At 69.0% G+C, this 23,710-nt stretch carries 23 protein-coding genes; 7 read left to right on the top strand and 16 right to left on the bottom strand.

Going from position 1 to position 23,710, the window contains the following annotated elements:
• Position 1: 1 nt before the first annotated feature.
• From B1818_RS16730 to B1818_RS16700, 7 genes are all read right to left on the bottom strand, one after another.
• The gene (locus tag B1818_RS16730) at positions 2-1,186 is read right to left on the bottom strand and encodes a uroporphyrinogen-III synthase (RefSeq protein WP_176455945.1); all 1,185 of its coding nucleotides are present in this window, start codon (positions 1,184-1,186) and stop codon (positions 2-4) included.
• A gap of 5 nt (positions 1,187-1,191) precedes the next feature.
• Positions 1,192-1,599 carry a nitrite reductase small subunit NirD gene (gene nirD, locus B1818_RS16725; protein ID WP_175404326.1) on the bottom strand — a complete coding sequence of 136 codons (408 nt, stop codon included), beginning with the start codon at positions 1,597-1,599 and terminating at the stop codon, positions 1,192-1,194.
• Positions 1,600-1,625: 26 nt separating this feature from the next.
• Positions 1,626-4,214 carry a nitrite reductase large subunit NirB gene (gene nirB, locus B1818_RS16720; protein ID WP_078113368.1) on the bottom strand — a complete coding sequence of 863 codons (2,589 nt, stop codon included), beginning with the start codon at positions 4,212-4,214 and terminating at the stop codon, positions 1,626-1,628.
• Positions 4,215-4,251: 37 nt separating this feature from the next.
• Entirely contained in the window at positions 4,252-5,757 is a 1,506-nt protein-coding gene (locus B1818_RS16715; RefSeq protein ID WP_078113367.1) for a NarK/NasA family nitrate transporter, read from the bottom strand.
• 237 nt (positions 5,758-5,994) lie between these two features.
• A complete protein-coding gene (locus B1818_RS16710; protein WP_055475607.1) occupies positions 5,995-6,849 on the bottom strand; it encodes a TIGR02569 family protein in 855 nt (284 codons plus the stop codon).
• 85 nt (positions 6,850-6,934) lie between these two features.
• On the bottom strand, positions 6,935-8,143 hold the full coding sequence (moeZ, locus tag B1818_RS16705; protein WP_055475546.1) for an adenylyltransferase/sulfurtransferase MoeZ: 1,209 nt from the start codon (positions 8,141-8,143) through the stop codon (positions 6,935-6,937).
• Between the two features lie 58 nt (positions 8,144-8,201).
• Positions 8,202-9,245, bottom strand: coding sequence for a DUF3152 domain-containing protein (locus tag B1818_RS16700; protein WP_055475547.1), 1,044 nt, complete (start codon positions 9,243-9,245; stop codon positions 8,202-8,204).
• A gap of 66 nt (positions 9,246-9,311) precedes the next feature.
• Between B1818_RS16700 and B1818_RS16695 the strand changes: the two genes are divergently transcribed.
• The gene (locus B1818_RS16695; RefSeq protein WP_058251898.1) at positions 9,312-10,046 is read left to right on the top strand and encodes a TetR/AcrR family transcriptional regulator; all 735 of its coding nucleotides are present in this window, start codon (positions 9,312-9,314) and stop codon (positions 10,044-10,046) included.
• A 78-nt stretch (positions 10,047-10,124) separates the two neighbouring features.
• On the opposite strand, the gene B1818_RS16690 is transcribed toward B1818_RS16695, so the two are convergent.
• Positions 10,125-10,355, bottom strand: coding sequence for a DUF3107 domain-containing protein (locus B1818_RS16690; RefSeq protein WP_004023442.1), 231 nt, complete (start codon positions 10,353-10,355; stop codon positions 10,125-10,127).
• 125 nt (positions 10,356-10,480) lie between these two features.
• Positions 10,481-11,194 carry a ferritin-like fold-containing protein gene (locus B1818_RS16685; RefSeq protein WP_078113366.1) on the bottom strand — a complete coding sequence of 238 codons (714 nt, stop codon included), beginning with the start codon at positions 11,192-11,194 and terminating at the stop codon, positions 10,481-10,483.
• Positions 11,195-11,481: 287 nt separating this feature from the next.
• Between B1818_RS16685 and B1818_RS16680 the strand changes: the two genes are divergently transcribed.
• Both B1818_RS16680 and B1818_RS16675 read left to right on the top strand, forming a co-directional pair.
• Entirely contained in the window at positions 11,482-13,092 is a 1,611-nt protein-coding gene (locus B1818_RS16680) for a DEAD/DEAH box helicase (RefSeq protein ID WP_078113388.1), read from the top strand.
• Positions 13,093-13,108: 16 nt separating this feature from the next.
• The gene (locus tag B1818_RS16675) at positions 13,109-14,383 is read left to right on the top strand and encodes a hypothetical protein (protein WP_078113365.1); all 1,275 of its coding nucleotides are present in this window, start codon (positions 13,109-13,111) and stop codon (positions 14,381-14,383) included.
• Between the two features lie 30 nt (positions 14,384-14,413).
• On the opposite strand, the gene B1818_RS16670 is transcribed toward B1818_RS16675, so the two are convergent.
• Both B1818_RS16670 and B1818_RS16665 read right to left on the bottom strand, forming a co-directional pair.
• Positions 14,414-15,202, bottom strand: a complete 789-nt coding sequence (locus B1818_RS16670) for a ParA family protein (protein WP_055475550.1) — start codon at positions 15,200-15,202, stop codon at positions 14,414-14,416.
• Between the two features lie 100 nt (positions 15,203-15,302).
• Positions 15,303-15,734, bottom strand: coding sequence for a hypothetical protein (locus tag B1818_RS16665; RefSeq protein WP_055475551.1), 432 nt, complete (start codon positions 15,732-15,734; stop codon positions 15,303-15,305).
• A gap of 129 nt (positions 15,735-15,863) precedes the next feature.
• Between B1818_RS16665 and B1818_RS16660 the strand changes: the two genes are divergently transcribed.
• Complete coding sequence (locus tag B1818_RS16660; protein ID WP_176455944.1) at positions 15,864-16,814, top strand: diacylglycerol kinase family protein; 951 nt, start codon at positions 15,864-15,866, stop codon at positions 16,812-16,814.
• On the opposite strand, the gene B1818_RS16655 is transcribed toward B1818_RS16660, so the two are convergent.
• A complete protein-coding gene (locus B1818_RS16655) occupies positions 16,751-17,941 on the bottom strand; it encodes an MFS transporter (protein WP_078113363.1) in 1,191 nt (396 codons plus the stop codon). The two genes, B1818_RS16660 and B1818_RS16655, sit on opposite strands and share 64 nt — an antisense overlap.
• A 413-nt stretch (positions 17,942-18,354) precedes the next feature.
• Here B1818_RS16655 and B1818_RS16650 point away from each other — a divergent pair, with 413 nt between their 5' ends.
• Complete coding sequence (locus B1818_RS16650) at positions 18,355-18,609, top strand: WhiB family transcriptional regulator (protein WP_004023450.1); 255 nt, start codon at positions 18,355-18,357, stop codon at positions 18,607-18,609.
• Positions 18,610-18,730: 121 nt separating this feature from the next.
• Here the strand turns inward: B1818_RS16650 and B1818_RS16645 are convergent, their stop codons facing one another.
• The 4 genes from B1818_RS16645 to B1818_RS16630 form a co-directional block, all read right to left on the bottom strand.
• Entirely contained in the window at positions 18,731-20,236 is a 1,506-nt protein-coding gene (locus tag B1818_RS16645; protein ID WP_065631872.1) for a sensor histidine kinase, read from the bottom strand.
• 39 nt (positions 20,237-20,275) lie between these two features.
• Positions 20,276-20,491 (bottom strand): biotin/lipoyl-binding carrier protein, encoded by a 216-nt coding sequence (locus B1818_RS16640; RefSeq protein WP_033206071.1) that lies wholly within the window; start codon positions 20,489-20,491, stop codon positions 20,276-20,278.
• Positions 20,492-20,905: 414 nt separating this feature from the next.
• Positions 20,906-21,193 (bottom strand): mycothiol system anti-sigma-R factor, encoded by a 288-nt coding sequence (rsrA, locus tag B1818_RS16635; RefSeq protein ID WP_055475556.1) that lies wholly within the window; start codon positions 21,191-21,193, stop codon positions 20,906-20,908.
• Positions 21,190-21,999 (bottom strand): sigma-70 family RNA polymerase sigma factor, encoded by an 810-nt coding sequence (locus tag B1818_RS16630; protein ID WP_078113362.1) that lies wholly within the window; start codon positions 21,997-21,999, stop codon positions 21,190-21,192. Before B1818_RS16630 ends, rsrA begins: the two co-directional genes overlap by 4 nt.
• A 177-nt stretch (positions 22,000-22,176) precedes the next feature.
• Here B1818_RS16630 and ybaK point away from each other — a divergent pair, with 177 nt between their 5' ends.
• Together ybaK and B1818_RS16620 are read left to right on the top strand one after the other, a co-directional pair.
• Positions 22,177-22,674: a Cys-tRNA(Pro) deacylase gene (ybaK, locus tag B1818_RS16625; RefSeq protein WP_078113361.1), complete on the top strand. Its 498-nt coding sequence runs from the start codon at positions 22,177-22,179 to the stop codon at positions 22,672-22,674.
• A 65-nt stretch (positions 22,675-22,739) separates the two neighbouring features.
• A complete protein-coding gene (locus B1818_RS16620) occupies positions 22,740-23,516 on the top strand; it encodes an SOS response-associated peptidase (protein WP_078113387.1) in 777 nt (258 codons plus the stop codon).
• The last annotated feature ends 194 nt before the right edge of the window (positions 23,517-23,710 follow it).

Raw genomic sequence — 23,710 nt, 5'->3', positions numbered from 1 at the left:
CTCACTCGTCTTCGGCGTCGTACTCGAGGTCGACCGCGAGCCGGTAACCACGCTTGACGACGGTTTGTACCATCTTCGAATCCCCCAGTGCGGCACGGAGTCGCGCGACGGCGACCTCGACCGCATGGGTGTCGGAGCTGTCGCCGGGCAGACCGGCGAGCAACTCCCGCCGCGAGACCACGCGACCGGGGTTGCGGGCCAACAGTTTGAGCAGGAGCAGACTCGTCGCCGACATCTCCCGCAGCTCACCGTCGACCACGACCGCCTGGCCGCGGATGGCGGTGTCGTGCCCGGCGACCCGCAGCAGGTGGCTCCGCCGCGGCAGTTCGTCGGTGATCAGGCGCGCGAGCGCGCCGAGACGGAACCGGCGCGGGTAGATCGTCGGGATCTGCAGCACCTCCAGCGGACTGGCGGTCACCGAACCCACGCACATGACCGGTACCGCGGTCCGCAGTGCGTGGATGAACTGCTGCAGCTTGCCGAGTTCTTTGGCACGGGTCAGGATCGACGCCGCCGCCGGGGCGCTGGTGAACGTGATCGCGTCGAGATCGCCGCGGAGCACCGCGCCGATCATCTTGTCGATGCGCGCCACGTCGGGGTGCATGTGCCAGCGGTACACCGGGATCGGCACCACCTCGGCACCGGCGGCGCGCAGCACCGTGCAGAAGTCCGGCAGCGGTTCCCACTCGCTGGTGGCACCGTGCAACTGCACCGCGATCCGGACGCCGTCGACGCCCTCTTCCAGCAGCCGGTCGAGGACCTCCGAGGAGGACTCGCTCTCCGGCGACCACTCCTCGCGCAGCCCCGCCGCCCGGATCGCGCCCTTGGCCTTCGGGCCGCGTGCGATCAGCCGGCTCTCGGACAGCGCCCGTAGGACGGCCTCGGCGTTGCCCCACCCGTCGGCGGCCTCGACCCACCCGCGGAAGCCGATACCGGTCGTGGCGACCATCACCTCGGGCGGGTGGGCGATGAGTTCCTCGGTCACCCGCTCGAGTTCGGTGTCGTCGACCAGCGGCAGGATGCGGATGGTCGGCGCCTGCATCACCTCGGCACCTCGTCGTTCCAGCAGTACCGCGAACTCCTCGGCGCGACGCGCGGCGGTGATCCCGATCGTGAAACCGGCGAGCGGCAACGGGTCGGGGTCCGGTGAGGTTGCGCCGGCAGGGTCTGCACCGGCGGGGGTCATGGTGTTCACGCCGGGAAGAACACCTCGACGATGCGGTTGACCACCCGCACACCGTAGCTGGGGACCGACACCGTCTCGTCGTCCAGGCAGATCCCGGTGCGCAGCGCGAAGACCTGTTTGCCCAGCGGCGAGGCGACGGTGGGTTCGCCCCCGCGGTCGCCGGTGAGTCCCCGGGAGAGGACCGCGGCGCGACCGAACGGATCGATGTTGCCGATCGCGTACAGGCGGGAGCGCCCGGGCGCCGCCTCGCGATCGGACTCGGCGGCGGGCAGACGGAACAGCGCGGCCTGCACACCCTCGGGACCCAGCACGGCGACGCCGCGACCGACGATCAGATCGTCGATCGAACACGCGCGCACCCAGCTCCCCTCACACACCGTGGCGGCGCCGGTGGGCGTCGTCTCTGCGGACATGGTGTCGGCCTCCCCTGGCGCGATGGTCATGTGGGCACTCCTTCTCTCACCGGTCGCTCGCTCACTCCATCGGGGCCCGACGGAGCGGTCGCACCCGGACGGACCGCCGGCATGTCGAGCAGCACCGGCGCCTTGCGCTCGTACTCGGAGAACCGGATCGTCGGGTCGACGACATCGGGCGCATTCACGAACGAGACGAACCGCTTCAGCTTGTCCTCGTCCGCGAGCACCGCGGCCCACTCGTCCTGGTAACCGCCGACGTGGCGGGCCATCGCCTCCTCGAGTTCGGCGGCGAGCCCCAGGCTGTCCTCACACACCACGTCCTTCAGATGGTCGAGACCACCTTCGAGCGACTCCAGCCACGGCGCCGTGCGCTGCAGTCGATCGGCTGTTCGGATGTAGAACATGAGGTACCGATCAATGTAGGCGACGAGGGTCTCGTCATCCACTCCGCTGGCGAGCAGCACCGCATGCTTCGGGCTCTGGCCGCCGTTGCCGCCGACGTAGAGGTTCCAGCCGTGCTCGGTGGCGATGACACCGACGTCCTTGCCCCTCGCCTCGGCGCACTCGCGGGCACATCCCGAGACCCCGAACTTGATCTTGTGGGGTGAGCGCAGTCCGCGGTACCGCTTCTCCAGGAGCACGGCCATGCCGACCGAGTCCTGCACGCCGTACCGGCACCACGTCGAACCGACGCAACTCTTCACCGTCCGCAGGCTCTTGCCGTACGCCTGCCCCGACTCCATCCCGGCGTCGACGAGGCGCCGCCAGATCTCGGGCAACTGGTCGACGCGCGCACCGAACAGGTCGATCCGCTGGCCGCCGGTCACCTTGGTGTACAACCCGAAGTCGCGCGCGATCTCACCGATCACGATCAGCTGCTCGGGCGTGACCTCGCCACCGGGCATCCGCGGCACGACCGAGTACGAGCCGTTCTTCTGCATGTTCGCCAGGAAGTGGTCGTTGGTGTCCTGCAGCGCGGCCTGCTCGCCCTCGAGGATGTGGTCGCTGGAGGTCGACGCGAGGATCGACGCGACAGTCGGCTTGCAGATCTCGCAACCCTGCCCGGTGCCGTACCGGTCGACGAGTTCGGAGAACGTGCGGATACCGGTCACCGCGACGATCTCGAACAGCTCGGCGCGCGACTGGGTGAAGTGGTCGCACAGCGACTTGCTCAGTTCGACCCCGGACGCGGCGAGCAGCTGCTTGATGCTGGGCAGGCAGCCACCGCAGGTGGTGCCGGCCGAGGTGCAGCCCTTGACCGCGGCGATGTCGCACGCACCGTCGGCGATCGCCGAGCAGATGGCACCCTTCGAGACGCCGTTGCACGAGCAGATCTCCGCGTCGTCGGGCAGTGCGTCCATACCCACCGCAGCACCGCCCTCGGGTGCGATGAGGGCAGCGGGGTCGCCCGGGATCTCCCGGCCGACCATCGGCTTGAGCATCGCGTAGGCCGATGCGTCGCCGACCAGGATTCCGCCGAGCAGCGTCTTCGCGTCGTCGCTGACGACGATCTTCGCGTACCGGCCGGCGACCGCGTCGTGGTAGGTGATCTCCAGCGCGTTCTCGGTGGTGCCGAACGCATCGCCGAAGCTGGCCACGTCGACGCCGAGGAGCTTCAACTTCGTGGACAGGTCGGCACCGGGGAACTCCGACGTCCCGCCGAGCAGACGGTCGGCGACCACCTCGGCGGTCGAGTAACCGGGGGCGACGAGGCCGTAGCAGCGGCCTTCGACGGCGGCGACCTCGCCGATGGCGTAGACGTTCTCGTCGTCGGTTCCACAACCGGCGTCGACGAGCACGCCGCCGCGCTCGCCGACGGCCAGTCCCGCGTCCCGAGCGAGCTGATCGCGCGGTCGGACGCCGGCGGAGAACACCACGAGCGAGGCGTCGATCGTCGACTCGTCGGACAGCGTGACCCGCAGGCCGCCGTCCTCGGCGTCGGCGATCTCCGACGTCCCGACCCCGGTGTGGACCTCGAGTCCGAGCTCGGTCACCAGGTTCTTCAGGATCGCGCCGCCGCCCTCGTCGACCTGCATCGGCATCAGACGCGGGGCGAACTCCACCACGTGCGGGGTCATCCCCATGAGCTTGAGTGCGTTGGCGGCCTCGAGTCCGAGCAGGCCGCCACCGACGACCACACCCGTCGCACCCGGACCGGCGGCCTCGGCCGCGGCCCGGATGTCGTCGAGGTCGTCGAGGGTGCGGTAGACGAAGCACCGGTCGTTGTCGTGACCGGGGACCGGCGGGACGAAAGCGTAGGAACCGGTGGCCAGAACGACTGCGTCGTAGTCGATCTCGCGACCGCTCGAGGTGACGACCCGGCGGGCGTCTCGATCGATGCCGGTGACGGTCTCGCCCAGATGCGTGACGACCCGATCGTCCCCGGCGTACGTGTTCCCCTCGAGTGCGAGAGAATCCCGAAGCCAGGCACCGACATACGAGGACAGCCCCACCCGGTCGTAGGCCGGGTCGATCTCCTCGCTGACGATCTCGATACGCCACAGGTCGGTCGCGTCACGCTCGCGGAGCGCCTGGACGAAGCGGTGACCGACCATGCCATGGCCCACCACCACCACTGTCTTGGTTGTGCGCGTTGCGGTTTCGCTGTTCACTGCTCTTTGCTCCCTTGCCTCGCCGGTCCCGTGAGGATCAGGCCAGCGCTTCCTTGGTTGCCTGCTTGTCGGTGCCCTCGGCGGCAGCACCGGTCGATGCGGTCCCGTCGACAGTCGATGCCGGTTCGTCATGGGCACCGGTGATCGCGAGATCGGTGGTCTCCGCGATGACGATCGGGCGCCGGGCGTAGAACCACCAGGTCACGACCGCTGCCAGGACGTAGAAGAGCATGAACACCCAGAAGGCCATCGTCGCCGACTTGTTGGACTGGTAGCTGGCGCGCAGCACCAGGTTGATGCCCACACCACCGAGACCGCCTGCGGCACCGGCGATCCCGATGAGCGCGCCGGACATGCTCCGCGACCACTTCGTCTTCCCGAGCGAATTCAGTCCGCTCCGCGCCTGCGCCTTGTGCTCCCAGATGGTCGGGATGATCTTGTAGACCGACCCGTTGGCCAGGCCCGAGAGCAGGAACAGCAGGATGAAGCCGATGATGAAGGCCGTCAACGTGGCGCCGGTGATCGTCTTGCCGTTGTTGTCGGCGATCGTGCCGGCGACCACGAGGATCGCCGCGGAGAAGACCATCGCGATGAAGGTGTACAGCGTCACCTTGCCACCGCCGACGCGATCGGCCAGTTTTCCGCCGTAGGGACGGATGACCGACCCCAGCAGCGGACCGATCCAGACGATCTGCGCTGCTGCCAGCGCCGGCTTCGCGACTCCGGCCTCGGTGAAACTGATGTTGAGGACCTGGCCGAACGCGAACCCGAAGCCGATGAAGGAACCGAACGTACCGATGTAGAGCAGGCAGATCAGCCACGTGTCGCGGTACTTGAGGCAGTCGAGCATCGCCCGGCCGCTGGCCGTCTGGTGGTCCAGGTTGTCCATGTAGAGGGCGGCACCGATACCGGCGACGGCCAGGGCGACCAGGTAGATGGCGCACACGATCTCGGGTTGGTCGGCGGCGAGCCAGATGACCAGCAGACCGATGACCTGCACGACCGGCACGCCGATGTTGCCGCCGCCGGCGTTGAGTCCGAGCGCCCAGCCCTTCAGCCGTTGCGGGTAGAACGCGTTGATGTTGGTCATCGACGACGCGAAGTTGCCGCCACCGAAACCGGTGATGGCCGCGACGGCGAGGAACCAGCCGAACCCGAACTCGCCCGGGTTCATCATCAGCATCATCGTCAGCCCGGTCGGGATGAGCAGCACGACGGCGGAGAAGATCGCCCAGTTGCGGCCGCCGAACTTGGCGGTGGCCTGCGTGTACGGGATACGCAGGCAAGAACCGACCAGCGTCGCGGTGGCGGCGATGACGAACTTCTGGTCCATGCTGATGCCGTACTCGGGGCCCATGAACAGGGCCATCACCGAGAACAGGGACCAGATCGAGAATCCGACATGCTCACAGATGACCGACCAGATCAGATTGCGCTTGGCGATCGCGGCATTGCCGTTGTCCCAGGCGACCCGGTCCTCCGGGTCCCAGTCGGTGATTGTGTGGTCCCGTGTCAGTTGTGCTCTGAGATCTGCGAATGCCAAGGCTCCGCCTCCGATGGTTGCTGGTCTACGTGGTGTCACTGCCGTGCACAGGGCTGCGTGCAGTGGTGGCTGTCGTGGAAGACGCCGACACCGGTGTCGTGCGACTCGAGACCAAGTGTGGAGGGGGCGTGTTGCGCGGATTTTCCGCGAGGTGACCGCATCGTCACGTTGTCCTCACTCCGTCACGCGGGCGTTGTGAGAACCCTGTCAGCGGTCAGTCAGGGCTGTGAGCTGCGGTTATACGAGTAAACGTACATGTTCGACGACTCGCTGCAACCCGGGCAGTGCGCCCGAGGTCGACCGCGGGTGCAGCGCGTGGACTGCCAACCGGAACATCGTCGCCCGCAGCATCATCTGCGGCCACTCGGGCTGATCCGACCATCGCTGGATGAGTTCGGTGTCGGCACCACCCCACGCCAGGGCGTCGACCACCGCGACCGCCGCCGCCCACGGGGCGGGCCGCCAATACGGGACGATGTCGGTGATCCCCGGGGCCGCGGCACCGGCGAACAGCACCGTGCCGAAGAGGTCACCGTGCACGACCTGAGACGGCAGATCCACCGGCTTACGAAGCTTCGCAAGGGTTTTCAGCATGTCGACGCTCTGCACACCGTCGGGTGCGGTCGGCTCGGCCATACCGGCGGCCCGGGCCGAGCGCAGCGGGACGTCCTCCCAGGCGGCACGATCGGCCGCGGTGAACACGTCGACGTCGGTGTGCGGCGGAGCAGGCGGCTGCAGCAGGAACCGGGGCCGTTCGAGCGAGGCGGTCGCCTCGTGCAGCCGGTCGGCGACCAGGACGACCTCGTCGTGCCGTGGTTCGGGCGTCCCGGCGATGTAGGTGTCGGCGCGCCAGCCCGACACCACGTACCGGCCGTCGGTGGCGCGGAACGGACGCGCGATGCGCATCCCCTCCACGAACAGGGATTCGCGCACCGACGCCGACCACGCGGCGCGCGCGTGGTCGGGGACCAGTGAGAGCACGACTTCGCCGACACGCCACCCGCCGACCCACGATTCCCCCATCGCGATGGGCGGGTGGGCGGTGAGCCCGAACGTGTTCAACACGTGTCCGGGCGGCTCGACGGTGTTCACGTCGGCCAGATTACCGAGCGCGGTAGTCCGTTTCGGGAAGGCACGCGGCAACCACCCGCACCGACGTGCGGATCGATGACCGGGCTCAGTAGACCGGCAACGTCTTGTCGACCTGGTTCGCCCACGCGGTCACGCCGCCCTGCAGGTGCGTGGCGTCGGCGAAACCGGCTCGCTTCAGCGCGGCGAGCGCCTCGGCGGACCGGATGCCGGTCTTGCAGTAGAGCACGGTGGGCCGGTCCTGCGGCACCTTGGCGAGACCCTCGCCGGAGAGGATGTCGCCCTTCGGGATGAGGGTCGCGCCGTCGATGCGGACGATGTCCCATTCGACGGGCTCCCGGACGTCGATGATCGCCAGCTTCTCGCCCGCGTCGATCTTCTGCTTGAGTTCGACGGCGGTCAGCGTCGACCCCGCGGCGGCGTCGGACGCCTCCGAGGAGACGACACCGCAGAAGTCGTCGTAGTCGATGAGGCCGGCGATCCGCTCACCCTCCGGATCCTTGCGGATCTTGATGGTCCGGTAGGTCATGTCGAGGGCGTCGTACACCATGAGACGACCGAGGAGGGGCTCGCCGATCCCACAGATCAGCTTGATGGCCTCGGTGCCCATGATCGATCCGATCGAGGCGCAGAGGATGCCGAGTACACCGCCTTCGGCGCAGGACGGCACCATCCCGGGCGGCGGCGCCTGCGGGTAGAGGTCGCGGTAGTTGAGACCGCGGCCGTCGGGGGCGTCCTCCCAGAAGACCGATGCCTGACCCTCGAAGCGGTAGATCGACCCCCACACGTAGGGCTTGTGCGCGAGGACCGCGGCGTCGTTGACCAGGTACCGGGTCGCGAAGTTGTCGGTGCCGTCGAGGATGAGGTCGTACTGCGAGAACAGTTCGATCGCACCCTCGGGCTCGAGCCGCTGGTCATGCAGGTTGACGGTGACGAAGGGGTTGATCTCCAGGATGGAGTCCCGCGCGCTCTCGGCCTTGGGCCGGCCGATGTCGGACTGGCCGTGGATGACCTGGCGCTGCAGGTTGGATTCGTCGACGATGTCGAACTCGACGATGCCGATCGTCCCGACCCCCGCCGCAGCGAGGTACAGCAGCGTCGGCGAACCCAGTCCGCCGGCGCCGATCACCAGCACCTTGGCGTTCTTCAGACGCTTCTGACCGTCCATCCCCACGTCCGGGATGATCAGGTGACGGCTGTAGCGGGCCACCTCTTCGTTGCTCAGTTCCGCGGCCGGTTCCACCAGCGGCGGCAGCGACCCTGTGGGCGACCCTTGCGATGACACGAACGCCTCCATTGTTCGGGCTGACTACGTACCCCCGGCACAACGGATGAGTCCGCGGCGGCATTCCCGGTCAGCGGGTGGGGAACGGCCAGGGATTGGGACGGCACACGAAGGTCCGGTTGGCCTTCATCTGCGGGTCCAGAGCCATGATCTCGGAGTTCGCGACGCCGAAGGACTGCTGCATCATGATCGGCGCGAGCGCGCCGTCCTCGCGGCACGCCTCGTGCGCCTCGTAGCCGATGCCGTGACCGACCTCGTGGTTGATGAGGTACTGCCGGTAGGCGACGTCGTCACCCTGATAGGACAGCGCACCGCGCACCCATCGGGCTTCGTTCAGCGTTACCCGCGCCTGCGGCGGGTAGTAGCACGAGGTCTCCAGGCGGATCTGGTAGCCGCACAACTCGCGGGTGGTGCCGGTCGAGGTGAGCGAGATGCGGAGGTCGGGTTCGCCGCGGTCGACACGGCGGAAGGACACGCGGCCGTCGCCGATCCAGCTGCGCGGGTTGGCGAGCGTCGTGTCCACCATCTTCGCGAAGGTCGGGTCACCGCCGTAGTCCTGCGGGTTGAGGCCGTTCTCCACCTCCACCGTGTAGGTGTACACCTGCCCGCCGGTGCCGACGGGCGGACCGCCGCCGCGCAGGACCCGGAACGTCTTGCGGGCCCGGTCGGTGAACGGGCCGCCCTGGGGCAGCGTCCCGGCGGGCAGCGCGGCCGCCTGGATGTCGCCGGTGGGGGCACCGATCGGGCGGGTCTCCTTGCTGATGTCGGTGTTGCGCGCCGCGGAGTCGGGGCTGGCGGCCGCCGCCGGCTCGAGCGCATCGGTCCGGCCGTCCCGGATGGTGACGACGATCAGCGCGATCGTCAGGATCGTGAGCACCGGGATCGCATAGGCACGCCACCCATAGGTCGAGACGAACCGCCCGAGCGCCGACTGCTTCTTGTATTCCGGCTGGGCATCGCGGTCGACGCGGGGACGTCCGCTGTCGTCGGTCGGGTCCCAGCGCGCTCGTAGCGGCTGGTCCGGTCTGGGGCGTCCCGACGATCTCGGGCCGACATCCTTGGCACGCACCCGGCCACGCTCGGACCCGGGGCCACCGTCCTCTGTGCGGCTCACCGGTCAACTTTCTCACAGCAGACCACCGATACTGCGCAGGAAGCTCCGCCGAGTACTCTCTTGGGCATGTCGACCGCAACCAACGCGTCCGCCGTGCCCGGCCGCAGCACTCGCCTGCCGCGCAGCGCACGACGTATGCAGTTGCTCGACGCGGCCAGTGAGATCTTCGTCGAACGCGGCTACCACGCGGCCGGCATGGATGAGATCGCGGTGCACGCGGGAGTGAGCAAACCCGTTCTGTATCAACACTTCCCGTCGAAGCTCGACCTCTACATCGCGGTCGTGGACAGCCACGCCGAGAAGCTGGTCAGCGACGTCAACACCGCCCTGCGGACGACCACCGACAACCGCAAGCGCGTCCGTGCCGCGGTCCAGGCCTTCTTCGACTTCATCGATCAGGACAACTCGGGCTACCGGTTGATCTTCTCCTCCGACGCCTCCGATCCCGCCGTCATCCGCCGGGTGGAGGGCGCGACCGAGGCGTGCGTCGACGCCGTGTACGGCTTGGTCATGCACGATTCCGGTCTCGATCCGTACCGTTCGCGGATGCTCGCGTCGGGGCTCGTCGGTGCCAGCCAGGTCAACGCCCGCTACTGGCTCGAGGCCAAGCGCCCGGTCGACAAGCAGACCGCCGTGGACACCACGGTCGCCCTCCTCTGGGGCGGGTTGTCGCACTTCCCGCGACAGACGGCGTCGGCTGACGCGCAGCCGGTTGTCGAGCCGAGTGTGGCCGACGCGCAGCCGGATGCGACCGGCGCCGGGAGCGAAGCGAGCGGGCCGACTGTCAACGGCACTGCCTGAACCACTTGCGACACGAGAAGGGGCCTGCACGCCATCCGGCGTACAGGCCCCTTCTCGTCGATCTGGTTGCGCGGCCGGTCAGGAACCGAATCCGACGCGGCGGTTCTCCGACGCACCCACCTCGACATAGGCGATCTTGGTGACCGGGATCAGGTAGCGGGCGCCCTTGTCGTCCACGAGGGACAACAGCTGCTGCTTGCCACCCAGTGCCGCCTCGACCTCGGCGAAGGCCTTGTCGCTGGTCAGGGTCGACGCGATGGTCAGCTCCCGCGGGCTGTCGGTGATGCCGATCTTCACTTCCACGGCCATGTGCCGCCCTCCTCGGTGTCTGTCAACGCTTGCCGCACAAGGCTAGTGCAGCCGGGGTGCGGCGGGACAGCCACTCCGCTCAGAGCGAAACACCGTCGGCCTACTCCGCCGTGGTCAGGTCCGGCTCAGGCTAGGCCGAGGTCGGCCATCCGCTCGGCGTGTTTGCCGGCGACGACGTCGAAGAACCCGGCGACGCCGGTCAGCGAACTGGCCCCGGCGAAGAGCAGATCGGTGACCTCTTCCTCGGCGGCGAGAACCCACTGCGCATGGGTGATGGCCTCGCCGAGCAGCCGGCGGCCCCACAACACCAGGGCCGATTTGATCGACGGGTCGGCCTCGACGGCCGCCCGGACCTGTTCACGGGCGAACTGGGAGTTGGCGGTTTCCGACATCACCTCGGCCATCACGGCCTGCGAGTCCGGCGGCAGCATGTCGGAGAGCTCGGCGTAGAAGTCGGCCGCGAGTCCGTCGCCGACATACGCCTTGACCAGCGCCTCGTACCAGGTCTTCGGCGTCGTCGCGCGGTGATACTGATCGAACACCGAACGGTAGCGCTCGACGGCTTCCGCGGCGCCGAGGCCGGTCATCGCCTCCACCCGCTCGGCGAGCCGGTCGAAGTGGCCGACCTCGGAGGCCGCCATCCGGGCGATCGCGATGCGGCTGGGCACATCCGGCGCCATCGCCGACTCCTCGATGAGCCGGTGGAACGCGGCGAATTCGCCGGCGAGCAGCACGGCGAACAGCTTCCCGATCGCCGAATCCCGCATCTCGGCCGACGCCACCGAGGTGGACGTCGCAGGTGACGGGGTCGACTCGGACGGGTCGGATGCAGGCGCCATGAGGTGATGGTAGCGGGCCGCCGCGGGGCACCAAGTACACTCGACGGCGGTGCACTCCGACGGGACCCCCCGTCGCTTGCCCGCTGAGCTGCGCGTGGAGCGCGTGCTCGCCGGCGCGAGCGTGTGGATGTGACGACGGCGTTGCTCGCCGAACTGCGAGTTCCTCGCGATACCCGGTCACATCCCCGGTGCCACTACGACATATGCGCGTGCACTTTCGAGCCTTCTCCGTGCGCGCACCGAAACACATCGCGCGCAGACCGGCCCAGAAAGGCACACAACCGCACATGAGCGATTCCGCCGTGCAGACGACCATCGTCGACGACACCCACACCGCCCCCACCTTCGCCGAGCTCGGCGTCGACGACCGTATCGTCTCGGCCCTCGCCGCAGACGGCAAGACCCACACCTTCGCGATCCAGGAACTGACCCTGCCGCTGGCGCTCGAAGGCCACGACCTCATCGGCCAGGCCCGCACCGGCATGGGCAAGACCTTCGGTTTCGGCATCCCGCTGCTGCACCGGCTCGCCCATGCCGAGGAGTCCGGGGTCCGTCCGCTGGACAACACGCCCCGCGCGCTGATCATCGTGCCCACGCGCGAGCTGTGCGTGCAGGTGACCGGCGATCTCCAGGTGGCGGCGCCGTCGCTCGAGGTCACCCTGGCCGATGGCACGAAGCGTCCCCTGAAGGTCACCTCGATCTACGGTGGCCGTCCGTACGAGTCGCAGATCGCCGAGCTGCAGTCCGGCGTCGATGTCGTGGTCGGCACCCCGGGCCGGCTCCTCGACCTCGCCCAGCAGGGCCACCTCGTCCTCGGCAAGGTGTCGATCCTGGTTCTCGACGAGGCCGACGAGATGCTCGACCTCGGCTTCCTGCCCGACATCGAGCGCATCATGTCCGCACTACCGACGCCTCGTCAGACGATGCTGTTCTCGGCGACCATGCCCGGTCCGATCGTCACCCTGGCCCGCACGTTCCTGAACCGGCCGACCCACATCCGGGCCGAGAACGCCAACGACTCCGCGGTCCACGACCGCACCAAGCAGTACGCCTATCGGGCGCACGCGCTGGACAAGGCCGAGCTCGTCGCCCGCATCCTGCAGGCCGAGGGTCGCGGCGCCACGATGATCTTCACCCGCACCAAGCGCACCGCGCAGAAGGTCGCCGACGATCTCGCCGAGCGCGGCTTCAAGGTCGGCGCGGTCCACGGCGATCTCGGCCAGGTCGCCCGCGAGAAGGCGCTCAAGCGGTTCCGCGACGGCACCATCGACGTGCTGGTCGCCACTGACGTGGCCGCCCGCGGCATCGACATCGACGACGTCACCCATGTCATCAACTACCAGTGCCCCGAAGACGACAAGACCTACGTGCACCGCATCGGCCGTACCGGTCGCGCCGGGCGCACGGGCATCGCGGTGACCCTCGTCGACTGGGATGAGCTGCACCGCTGGGAGCTCATCGACAAGGCGCTGAATCTAGGTATCCCCGATCCGCCGGAGACCTACTCGACGTCGGAACACCTCCGGTCGGACCTGTCGATCGACGAGTCGAAGACGGGCCGGATCGCCGCCGCCAAGCCGCCGCGCGACCCCGACGAGACGCGGGAGACGCGCGCGGACCGCGAGCCGCGCAAGCGCTCGACCCGCACCCGCCGTCGCACCCGGGGCGGGCAGACGGACGCCACTGGGACGTCCACCGAATCGGCCGCCGAGACCACGACAACCGAGACCACGACGACCGAGTCCGGCGCCGACGCCGGAACGCCTGCCGCTGACGGCACCGCGAAGCCGCGCCGCCGTCGTCGCCGTCGAGGTGGCGCCAACCGCAAGCCCGCCGGCGAGCAGACCGCCGCGTCCGACGCCGGCGCGTCGGAGTCCACAGCAGCTGTCGCCGACTGACCACCGGCTGACCCGCGTGGCACGAGTCAGGCCCGAACGGCGCCGCCCGATCGATCTCGCGGTCACCGCGGCCATCGTGGTCGTCGTCGCGGCCCTGTGCGTCACCGCCTGGGCCCTCAGCCCGGTTCGCCAGACCGCGAGCGTGCCGGCCGCGGCCGAGCCCGCCGCGGTGCAGCCGGCACAGTCCGTGCCCGCGAGTTTCGTCGCGCGCTGGCGGGCCGACTCCGACGCCACCCGCGCCCCGGCGATCGGCACCTCCGCCGTCGTCACCGGGAACGGCGGACGGGTGGTCGGGCACGACCCGGCCACCGGTCGCGAACTCTGGTCGTACAGCCGCGATCTCGACCTGTGTGCGGTCGGCACCGCCTGGACCGGGAGCGCCGATCTGGCGCTGGCCGTGTACCGCAACAGCCGCGGCTGCTCTGAGGTGACCGCGCTCGATGCGGGCACCGGCAGCCGGAAGGGCGCCCGCACCAGCGACGCCGACCCGGAGGTCCGGCTCGCGACCGACTCGGGGTACGTCGTCGCGCAGGGCCCCCGCCGGATGGAGACCTGGGGTTCCAATCTCGTTCGCGGAATCGAATACGGCCGGGTCGAGGCGCCGGTCCGACCGGAGGACGCGCCCGATCGCGTCGACTGCGAGCTGTTCTCGTCGGTGGTGTCGGGAGATCGCGTGGCCGTCGTCGAACGCTGCGCCGACGACCCCGGGTATCGGCTCACGGTCCTCGGCGCGGTACTCGGCGACGACGAGAAGGTCGAACAGTACGGGTCGACCCTCATCACCGGCGACGTGAGCGGACCGCCGCCCGTGGTCATCGCGATGTCGTCGTCGGGGATCGCCGTGTACGACGGTGGCGCCGCACCGGCCGAACCGCCCACGTTCGACGCCGAGAGCGGGCCGGCGATCCGCCGGTTCGACACCGACGCGAACGCGGCGGGGACCAACACCGTCGCAGGCGACTCGACGCCACCCGCCGGCAGCGCCCCGATCTCCTCCGACGGGATCGTCACCTACTGGACCGGGAAGGCGACCGTCGTCCTGAATGCCCAGACACTGAATCCGATCTACCAGGTCCCCGGCACATTGGGACCCGGCCAGACGATGGCGGGACAACTCCTGCTGCCGAGCACGACCGGGATCAGCGTCCGCGATGTCGCGACCGGCCGGGAGATCCGGTCCATCCCGCTCGCCCGGAGCGAAACGGCCGCGCCCGTGGTGAGTCTGCGTGTTCTCGGCGACATCGTCGTCGAGCAGCACGGACCCCGGATCGAGGCGTTCGGTCCGGGCTGACCCCCACGGCCCCCGGACCTCAGACCCGACTCAGACCTCGAAGGTGCCGACCTCGGCGCCCGCCTCCCAGTGCTTCCACAGATTCTCGGCGAGCGCGCGATATGCCGTCGCGCCCTTGTTCTTTCGCCCCCGCATGACCGACGTTCCGGATGCGGAGGCCTCGGCGAAACGCACTGTGCGCGGGATTGGCGGGTCGAGCACCGGCAGGTCGTACCGATCGGCGACGTCGGCGAGAACGTCGCGGCTGTGCGTGGTCCGGGCGTCGAAGAGGGTGGCCACCGCACCCAACATCGTGAGGTTCGGGTTGGTGATCTGCTGGACCTCCCGGACCGTGCGCAACAGCTGCCCGACGCCACGATGGGCGAGCGTCTCGCACTGCAGCGGCACGATCACCTCGTCCGCCGCGGTGAGACCGTTCAGGGTGAGCACGCCGAGCGACGGCGGGCAGTCGACGATGACGACGTCGAAGTCCTCGCTCACCTCCGCGAGTGCACGCTTGAGGGCATACTCCCGCCCCGGGCGCATCAACAGCAGCGCCTCGGCGCCGGCCAGGTCGATGGTCGCCGGCAGCAGGGTGACCTTGTCCTCGGTGTCGAGCAGGACATCGGCGATCTCCTCGTCACCGAGCAACACGTCGTGGACCGAGGAGGTGAGCTGATCGGGATCGTGCCCGAGCGAGAAGGTGAGACACCCTTGCGGGTCGAGATCGACGACGAGGACCGAGACGTCGAGATCGGCGAGGGCGGCACCGAGGGACTCCACCGTGGTGGTCTTGGCGACCCCACCCTTCTGATTGGCAATCGCGAGGATGCGCGTCATGCGCCCTACTGTACGACCGCCCGGGCGTGGATCGTCGGATGAGAGTCCAGCTCGGCTGCGCGGCGTACCCGGACGGAGGAGGACCGGCCGGAGGAGGATGTCAGCGCTCGGGTTCGAGTTCGTCGGCGAGCCACCTCATGGACGCCGGACTGAACAGCATCACCAGGACCGCGAGCGCCGCGAGTGCCAGCGGCACGCCGAACACCGGCCATCCGCTCGTGAACAGGTAATACGCCACCGGCAGCAGCAGGATCTGCGCCACCATGGCGATCGAGCGTCCCCACCGCCGCCCCGAGAGCAGCGCCAGACCGCCGACCAGCACTCCCCCGCCGATGATGCCGAACCAGGCCGCGGTGCCGTAGCCGCTGATGGTGGTCTCCTCGTGCCCGGCCAGGCCGCGCACCACCAGGATCACCGCGACCGCAACACCGGCCAGCCCCTGCAGCGTGGTCACCGCACCCGCGATCTTGATCTGGCGCGGGGTCACCGACGGATCGGTGTCGGACTCCGGACGGCCGTTCTCGGTGCTCACCGTCCCAGGATATTTGGTCCTCTCGCGTGGACCTCCGCGGGTGTGCGCACCGGAGCGATGGCGCCGTACACATCCGCACGATTACGCGCGGGCGGCGACGACCCCATATCCTCGGGTGTCGTGCGTGTCATGCTGATCGTCAACCCGTTCGCCACCGCGACCAGTCCGGCCGGCCGCGACGCGCTGGCGCACACCCTGAGCGCGCATTTCCACCTCGACGTCGAACTCACCACGCACCGCGGGCATGCGTTCGAGCTCGCCGCGCGCGCCGCGGCCGAGGACTTCGACACCGTCATCGTGCACGGCGGCGACGGATCGGTGAACGAGGCCGCCAACGGACTGCTCGACCCGCCGTCGAGCAGCGATCCCGACCGGCGGCGGCCCGCCCTGGCCGTGATCCCCGGCGGTAGCGCCAACGTCTTCGCCCGCACGCTGGGGATCGATCCCGACCCGCTGCTCGCGACACAGCAGATCATCACCCTCCTCGACGCGGGACAGAGTCGCCGGATCGGACTCGGCCACACCGATGACCGCTGGTTCCTGTTCAACACGGGCATGGGCATGGACGCGGTCGTCATCCACGCGATGGAGGACAAGCGGCACGCGGGCAAGACCGCGACGCCGGCCCGATACCTGTGGACCACGATCACCAGCTTCCTGAAGCAGTCCGGTTCGTCGGCCACGTTCGACGTCGAGATCCCCGGCCGGGACCGGATCGTCGGCGCGCGTTACGGTTTCGTGTCCAACACCAGCCCGTGGACCTATCTCGGACCGCGCGAGATCCGCACCAACCCCGGCACCGGTTTCCACACCGGCCTCGGGGTGTTCGTGGCGACCTCCACCGGCGTGTTCCGTAACCTCCCACTGGCGACGCGACTCCTGTCACAGGCAGATCCCAAGGCACGCCACCTCTTTCGGGATGACGACGTCGACGAGGTGTGCTTCCGCGCGGAGGCCCCGATCGACGTACAGATGGACGGCGATTACATCGGGGCGTTCCGCGACATACGTTTTCGTCATCGCCGCGACGCCCTCACGGTCATCGCACCGCCGATCAGCACCGCCGACATCACGACGTAGGGCAGCGCCGCCGCCGCGAAGAGCCCGGCCGGACCCAGCCATGTCGACCCCAGCGCCCAGCCGGCGAAGGCCAGGATCGCGACCACCTCCTCGCCCATCCCGGCCAGCGAGGTGACGGTGGCCCGCGATGCCGCACTCAGATGGTCCTGCAGTTCGGCGTCGGCCACGACCCGCGCCCACCCCAGGATCCCGAACGCCGTCGCGACGCCCGCGGCGCCCACCGGGTGCCCCCACAGCGCCGACCCGATGAGCACGACCGCGCCCACCCCCACCGCCGGCCCGATCGCGTCGACCGACCGGAACCGCCCCGCCGCGAGCGCGCCGCCGATGTCACCGGCCGACACCACGATCATGAGCAGCGCGACCGCCGCCGGATCGGGCTCGGCGGCGGCGTCGACCACGAACGACGCGATCAGCAACGGGAGATACTCGTCGAGCGCCGCGACCCAGGTCAGCGCCACACCCAGCAGCAACATGCGCCGTGCGACCGGCTGCGTCCGCACCGAGCCCCAGCCGTGGCGGACGATCTCCCGCCAACCGAGGTCGAGGTCCGCGTCCTCGGGTTCCGGTGGATCGGCGGCGGCCTCTCGACCCTCGGGCAGCATCGCCGACATCACCGAACACAACACGCAGGCGACGACGCTGGCGGCGCCCGCGGCGTCGTAACCGCCCCACGCGAACAACGGTGCGGCCGCCGCGGTGCCGCCGATCACTCCGATGGCCCCGGCCGCCCGCATGAGCCCGGTCAGTCGGGCGTAGTCCTGCGAGCGCCCCAGCCGGTTCAGCTCGTCGTAGACCAGCGCCTGTGTCGTGCCGGACCGCAACGCGCCACCGAGGGCCCACAGGACGAATCCGGCGGCGAAGGCGACGAACGACGGCGCCACCGTCCACAGCGCGAAACCCGACGCGGTGATCAGCGGACCGGCAACCAGCAGCTTCCGTCGGGACACGCGGTCGGCCAGCACACCGGTGGGGACCTCGACGATCACCGACGACACCGACCAGATGACGAACAGCGCCGAGATCTCGGCGGGCCCGAGCCCGGCGCCCGGGATCCCGGGGTCGGCGAACAGGACGGCGTACAGCGGGTAGAGCGGGATGAGGTCTTCGAGGAGGGCGGAGCCCACCGCCGCGGCTGTCAGCCTGCGGTGGGGCCGCCGGGGCGGTGTGGATCAACATCGTCGGCGCATGTGGTGAACACTACCCTCGGCGTCCGGCCACGTCACGAGCGTTTTCACCGGCGGCGGGGTCGCGACCTGCAGAAAGTCGTCGACAGTACCGCCGCGAGACGCGTAGGCTACAACAAGGCCGTGAGACAAAGTGCCCGGACCCCCCTTCGGGAGTCCGCGACCGGAGTGCTAGGCGGGCGACGTGATGTTGCCCACGTGTGAAGCAAACCCATTGACTTCGGCCCGATTCGTGAAAGTATTCACAAGCAACAACGCGGAAACATTTGGTGCGCCGCGTGAACTGAGAGTTACAGCCGACAATCACCAGCAAGACGATCGAGTGGTGCGAACGCGCCCGAAGGAGTAGTGGAATGGACTGGCGTCACAAGGCCATCTGTCGCGACGAGGATCCGGAACTGTTCTTCCCCGTGGGGACCAGCGGCCCGGCCATCGCACAGGTCGCCGACGCGAAGCTCGTCTGCGCGCGGTGCCCCGTCACCGCCGACTGCCTGTCGTGGGCCCTCGAGTCCGGCCAGGATGCCGGAGTGTGGGGCGGCATGAGCGAGGACGAGCGACGCGCACTCAAGCGCCGTACCGCACGTACGCGTACCCGGAGCAGCGTCTAGGCCTCGACGGCCGGCGTCGTCCCGGACTCGAAGAAACCCGGCCACGGCCGGGTTTTTTCGTGCACTCGTCCCCACTGTCCGGCGGAAACCGCTGTCAGACAATGCGGTCCGCGACCACGGCTCACGAGCGCAGCGGAATGTAGACACCCACTTCGGTCCCCGGGCCACCCGGATTGGACCGGACATCGAGTTCACCGCCCAGTTCGATGGACACCAAGGTCTTGACGATCTGCAGGCCGAGATGGTCGGACGTGGCCAGATCGAAATGCTCCGGAAGACCGGAACCGTTGTCGCGGACCGCTATTCGAAGGCCGCGCACATCCCGTTCGGCGACGACCGCGATCTCGGCGTCATCGTGCGGCGCGCCGTCGAAGCCGTGTTCGATCGCGTTCTGGATGAGTTCCGTGAGGACCATCACCAGCGGCATCGCGAGTTCGGCGGTCAGCACGCCGAGCCGATCGCGGTGGCGCACAGCCACCCTCGCCTCCCCCGACGCGACATCGACCAGGATCGGGACCAGACGATCGACGACCTCGTCGAGGTCGACCTCCTCGTCCACGCTGCCCGACAACAACTCGTGGACGAGCGCGATGGAGGCCACTCGGCGCACCGCCTCGTTGAGCGCCTCGCGGGCATCGGAGTTCGACGTGCGCCGCGCCTGTAGTCGCAACAGCGCCGAGACCGACTGCAGGTTGTTCTTCACCCGGTGGTGGATCTCGCGGATGGTGGCGTCTTTGCTGATGAGTGCGCGGTCGCGTCGCTTGACCTCGGTGACGTCCCGGATCAGGACGACGGTCCCGGTGGTCTCGCCGCGCGGACGGAGCGGCACGGCGCGGATCAGGGCCGTCGCCCGGCGGGCGTCTGCCTCCACCCGCATCCCGATGTCGCGGTAGGGGCCGGTCGGGATCTCGGCCACGCCGGCCGCGATGTCGAGCATCAGTGCGACGTCGTCGGCCTCGAACGGTTCGGTGATGAGTTGCTTGACGACGTCGGACAAGCGGGTGTGATTGAGTTCGGCGGTCCACCCCATCCGGTGGAAGGCCGACAGCGCGTTCGGGCTGGTGTAGGTGACGAGTCCCTGTCCGTCGAGACGGACGAAACCGTCGCCGGCGCGGGGCGTCGACAGCCCGCGCGGATTCCCCTCCTCGTGCGGAAACGTGCCGTCGGCGACCATCTGGCACAGGTCGTCGGCCGAGTCCTGATAGGCGAGTTCGAGCGGCGACGGCAGGCGCGGGTGGGTGAGGTCGACAGCTCGGGTCGCCACGGCGATCACCTCGCCGTCGAAGCCGACCGGAACCGCTTCCTGCCGCATGGCCGTCGCGCCGAACCAGGTGGGGTCCTCGTCGCGCAGGATGCGGGCGGAGGTGAAGGCGCGCAACACCTGTGGATGGGCTTCGGTGTCGATGACGCGGCCGACCTCGTCGGTCGGGAAGACCGTCGAGGCCGTGTTGGGACGGCATTGCGCGACCGTGACGACCGCGCCCGCCTCCGTGCGCACCGACAACAGGAGGTCGGCGAACGAGAGGTCGGCGAGCAGTTGCCATTCGGCGACGAGGCGCTGCAGATGCGCGGCTGCCGAGTCGGACAGCGTGGTGTGTTCGGCGAGCAGGTCGGAGAGGGTGGACATCTCAGGACACGGGGGCGACGACGGGCCGGGGCCGGTTCACTACTCGAAGACGGCGATCACATCGCCGGCCTGGATGACGTCGCCGACCTCGACCTTGACCTCGGCGAGCGTGCCCGGCTCCTCGGCCAGCACGGGGATCTCCATCTTCATCGACTCCAGCAGGACCAGGGTGTCGCCGACCTCGATCTGCTCCCCCGCGGCGACGCGCACCTCGAGGACACTCGCGACGATCTCTGCCACAACGTCTTCTGCCATGCACCCAAATTAGCCCACGGCGTCGTACCCGGAGGTCCCGGTGCCGGGGGCGTCAGCAGAGGTGTTTTTGGTACGTGGGAGAATCCCTGAGACACTGTGATGTCCCGATCACCAGGGATGTCTTCCCCGGATGACACCAGGGATGTCCTCCCCGGCCGATGCCAGGGTTGTCTCAGCACAGCTGAACCAGTACACGGCGGGCCCGGTCCCACGGCGCCCGCCCCGCAATGAAGGAGATGCGTCATGGGAAAGCGCGGACGCAAGAAGCGTGCTCGTAAGAAGAACGCTGCCAACCACGGCAAGCGCCCCAACGCCTGATCACCGCACCACGCGGTCTCGGCGAGCGAGCAAGCCAAAAAGCCCGGGTACGGCCTTCACAGGCCGCCCGGGCTTTTTCGTGTGGTCTCGACGCGATCAGCGATCGGATTCGGAGACCTCGTGCACGATCACGGTCTTGCGGATCTCGATGCGCAGACGGTCGCGCAGGCTCTGCGGCGCCTGGTCGCCGCCGCACTTCCGGTTGACGAGCGCCTTGAGCTGCTGTTCGATGCCGTAGTGCGCCAGGCACGACGGGCAGGAGTCGAGATGGCCCTGGAGTCGTTCCCGGGCGTTCTGGTCGCACTCGTTGTCCAGCAGGAGCCAGACATCGGCGATGACGGCCGAGCAGTCGAGCTGGGTCAGCTCCGGATCGACGTCGCTCATCGCGCCACCTCCGCATCCGCCGCCGCACGTGCGGAACGATTGAACCCGCGCTCACGCGCGACGTCGGCCAGCAGCTCGCGCAGCTGACGGCGACCGCGGTGCAGTCGGGACATGACGGTACCGATCGGGGTGTCCATGATCTCGGCGATCTCCTTGTACGGCAGGCCTTCCACATCGGCGTAGTAGACGGCCATCCGGAAGTCTTCCGGCAATTCCTGCAGCGCGGCCTTGATCTCGTCGTCGGGGAGGGCGTCGAGCGCCTCGATCTCCGCCGACCGCAGCCCCTGCGAGGTGTGCTCGGCGGTCGCCGCGATCTGCCAGTCGGTGATCTCGTCGGTCGGGTACTGCGCGGGCTGACGCTGCTTCTTGCGGTAGCCGTTGATGTAGGTGTTGGTGAGAATCCGGTAGAGCCAGGCCTTGAGGTTGGTGCCCTCCCGGAACGACGCGAACGCGGTGAACGCCTTGATGTAGGTCTCCTGGACCAGGTCCTCGGCGTCGGCGGGATTGCGGGTCATCCGCAGCGCGGCACCGTACATCTGGTCGAGCAGCGGCAGCGCGTCGCGCTCGAACCGCTCGGTCAGCTGTTCCGGCGACTCGTTCGGATCGGCCCGGCGAGGCGCCTTGGCGGTCCCGGTACGGCCGGCATCGGGTGACTCTGTGTCGGATGCTTCTGTGTCGGACACTACGATCCCTTCGATGGGAGGCATCACGGAGATGTTGTCGATCAAGCTTACCGACCCGTCCCCCACCGAGAGAGGCCTCGGTTCGACGCGCTGCGGGAGCTCCATCACGGCCGCTGTGCTCATATGCCTCTGACCTCCTTCGTGTCCGTCTTCATACGTCCGTTGTCCGATCAGTCCCAACAGAGCGCACCGCGCGGTTTGTTCCCGGCCCGCCCCCGCGATCGTCTCGGCCCGGATCACCGCGGCCTCGTGCGCACGCGCGCAGCCGCTACCCCGCTCACGACCAGGAGGTAACCGACCATGGCGTCCACCCCGGCGATCGCCGCGCTCGAACGCGCCCGGATCGACCACTCGGTGCACCGGTACGCGCACGACCCCCGATCGGAGGCCTACGGCGCGGAGGCGGTCGCCGCCCTCGCCGAAACCCTCGGTGTCCGTGCCGAGCAGATCTTCAAGACGCTGGTCATCGAACTCTTTGGCGGGGACCGGCCCGGCCTGGCGGTGGCGGTGGTCCCGGTGCCGGCCAAGCTGTCGCTCAAATCGGCGGCCGCCGCACTCGGCGCGTCGAAGGCGAAGATGGCCGACGCCAAGGCGGTCACCCGGACCACCGGCTACGTTCTCGGCGGCGTGTCCCCGGTCGGCCAGCGGACCCTGTTGCCGACCGTCGTCGACTCCTCGGCCACGCATTTCGACCGGGTGCTGTGCAGCGCCGGCAAGCGCGGGCTCGAGATCGAGCTGGCCCCGGCCGATCTGGTGTCCGTCACCGAGGCCGTCGTCGCCGACATCGCCGTCGGCTGATCGTCGGCTGTCGGAACGGCCACTCATCCCGGTGGCGGGGCACCCACTAGGGCAGCATGGACACCATGTGCGGACGCTATGCGGTGACCACCGACCCGGCGAAGCTGGCAGCCGAGATCGATGCGGTCAACGAGGTACCCCAGCCGGCGGGTGCGGACTCCACCGATCTCGACGCGGCGCCCCGGTCACCGGGCGTGAACTACAACGTCGCGCCCACCACGACCGTGATGACCGTCGTGAAGCGACACTCGCCCGACGATCCCGACGACGATCCGCTGCTCCGCGTCCGCGCGATGCGCTGGGGGCTGGTGCCGCCGTGGGCCAAGGAGGTCGGGAAGGGGCCGCTGCTGTTCAACGCGCGCGCCGAGAGCGCCGCGGAGAAGAGTTCGTTCCGTTCGTCGGTCAAGTCGCGGCGTTGCCTCGTGCCGATGGACGGCTGGTACGAGTGGAAGAAGGGTCCGGCCGACAGCAAGGGCAAACCCACCAAGATCCCGTTCTTCATGTCGCCGCAGGACGGGACCCGGCTCTTCATGGCCGGGTTGTGGTCGGTCTGGCACCCCAAGACCGACCCCGAGTCGTCCGAGAAGGCCGCCCAGCCGCTGCTCAGTTGTTCCATCCTCACCACCGACGCGGTCGGGGAGCTGCGCGACGTCCACGACCGGATGCCGCTGATCATGCCGTACGAGCACTGGGATGCCTGGCTCGACCCGGACGGCCGGGCACCCGATGAGCTGTTCGCCCCACCCGCCGAGTCGCTGGTCGATGCGATCGCGATCCGCGAGGTCGCCCCGCTGGTCAACCGCGTCGCCAACAACGGGCCGGAGTTGCTGAACCCTTCGTGACGCGCCTTCCGCAAGCTCCGGGCGCTCCTCAGGGAGCAAGGGGTGAGGGCGCGCCTTCCGCAAGCTCCGGGCGCTCCTCAGGGAGCAAGGGGTGAGGGCGCGCCCTCCGCAAGCTCCGGGCGCTCCTCAGGGAGCAAGGGGTGAGGGCGCGCCTTCCGCAAGCTCCGGGCGCTCCTCAGGGAGCAAGGGGTGAG

This window comes from Gordonia sp. IITR100, assembly GCF_002009645.1.
In the GTDB taxonomy this organism is placed as follows: Bacteria; Actinomycetota; Actinomycetes; order Mycobacteriales; family Mycobacteriaceae; genus Gordonia; species Gordonia hongkongensis.
This window is presented reverse-complemented; position numbering and strand designations above follow the sequence as displayed.

Excerpts from the sequence above, each read along its gene's own strand:
- B1818_RS16690 (WP_004023442.1), bottom strand. The coding sequence starts at position 10,355 with ATGGCCGTGGAAGTGAAGATCGGCATCACCGACAGCCCGCGGGAGCTG.
- B1818_RS16645 (WP_065631872.1), bottom strand. The coding sequence starts at position 20,236 with ATGTCCACCCTCTCCGACCTGCTCGCCGAACACACCACGCTGTCCGAC.
- B1818_RS16670 (WP_055475550.1), bottom strand. The coding sequence starts at position 15,202 with ATGACGCGCATCCTCGCGATTGCCAATCAGAAGGGTGGGGTCGCCAAG.
- B1818_RS16640 (WP_033206071.1), bottom strand. The coding sequence starts at position 20,491 with ATGGCAGAAGACGTTGTGGCAGAGATCGTCGCGAGTGTCCTCGAGGTG.
- B1818_RS16680 (WP_078113388.1), top strand. The coding sequence starts at position 11,482 with ATGAGCGATTCCGCCGTGCAGACGACCATCGTCGACGACACCCACACC.
- B1818_RS16730 (WP_176455945.1), bottom strand. The coding sequence starts at position 1,186 with ATGACCCCCGCCGGTGCAGACCCTGCCGGCGCAACCTCACCGGACCCC.
- B1818_RS16685 (WP_078113366.1), bottom strand. The coding sequence starts at position 11,194 with ATGGCGCCTGCATCCGACCCGTCCGAGTCGACCCCGTCACCTGCGACG.
- B1818_RS16620 (WP_078113387.1), top strand. The coding sequence starts at position 22,740 with ATGTGCGGACGCTATGCGGTGACCACCGACCCGGCGAAGCTGGCAGCC.
- rsrA (WP_055475556.1), bottom strand. The coding sequence starts at position 21,193 with ATGAGCGACGTCGATCCGGAGCTGACCCAGCTCGACTGCTCGGCCGTC.
- B1818_RS16650 (WP_004023450.1), top strand. The coding sequence starts at position 18,355 with ATGGACTGGCGTCACAAGGCCATCTGTCGCGACGAGGATCCGGAACTG.
- B1818_RS16660 (WP_176455944.1), top strand. The coding sequence starts at position 15,864 with ATGCTGATCGTCAACCCGTTCGCCACCGCGACCAGTCCGGCCGGCCGC.
- B1818_RS16695 (WP_058251898.1), top strand. The coding sequence starts at position 9,312 with ATGTCGACCGCAACCAACGCGTCCGCCGTGCCCGGCCGCAGCACTCGC.
- B1818_RS16630 (WP_078113362.1), bottom strand. The coding sequence starts at position 21,999 with ATGAGCACAGCGGCCGTGATGGAGCTCCCGCAGCGCGTCGAACCGAGG.
- ybaK (WP_078113361.1), top strand. The coding sequence starts at position 22,177 with ATGGCGTCCACCCCGGCGATCGCCGCGCTCGAACGCGCCCGGATCGAC.
- nirD (WP_175404326.1), bottom strand. The coding sequence starts at position 1,599 with ATGTCCGCAGAGACGACGCCCACCGGCGCCGCCACGGTGTGTGAGGGG.
- moeZ (WP_055475546.1), bottom strand. The coding sequence starts at position 8,143 with ATGGAGGCGTTCGTGTCATCGCAAGGGTCGCCCACAGGGTCGCTGCCG.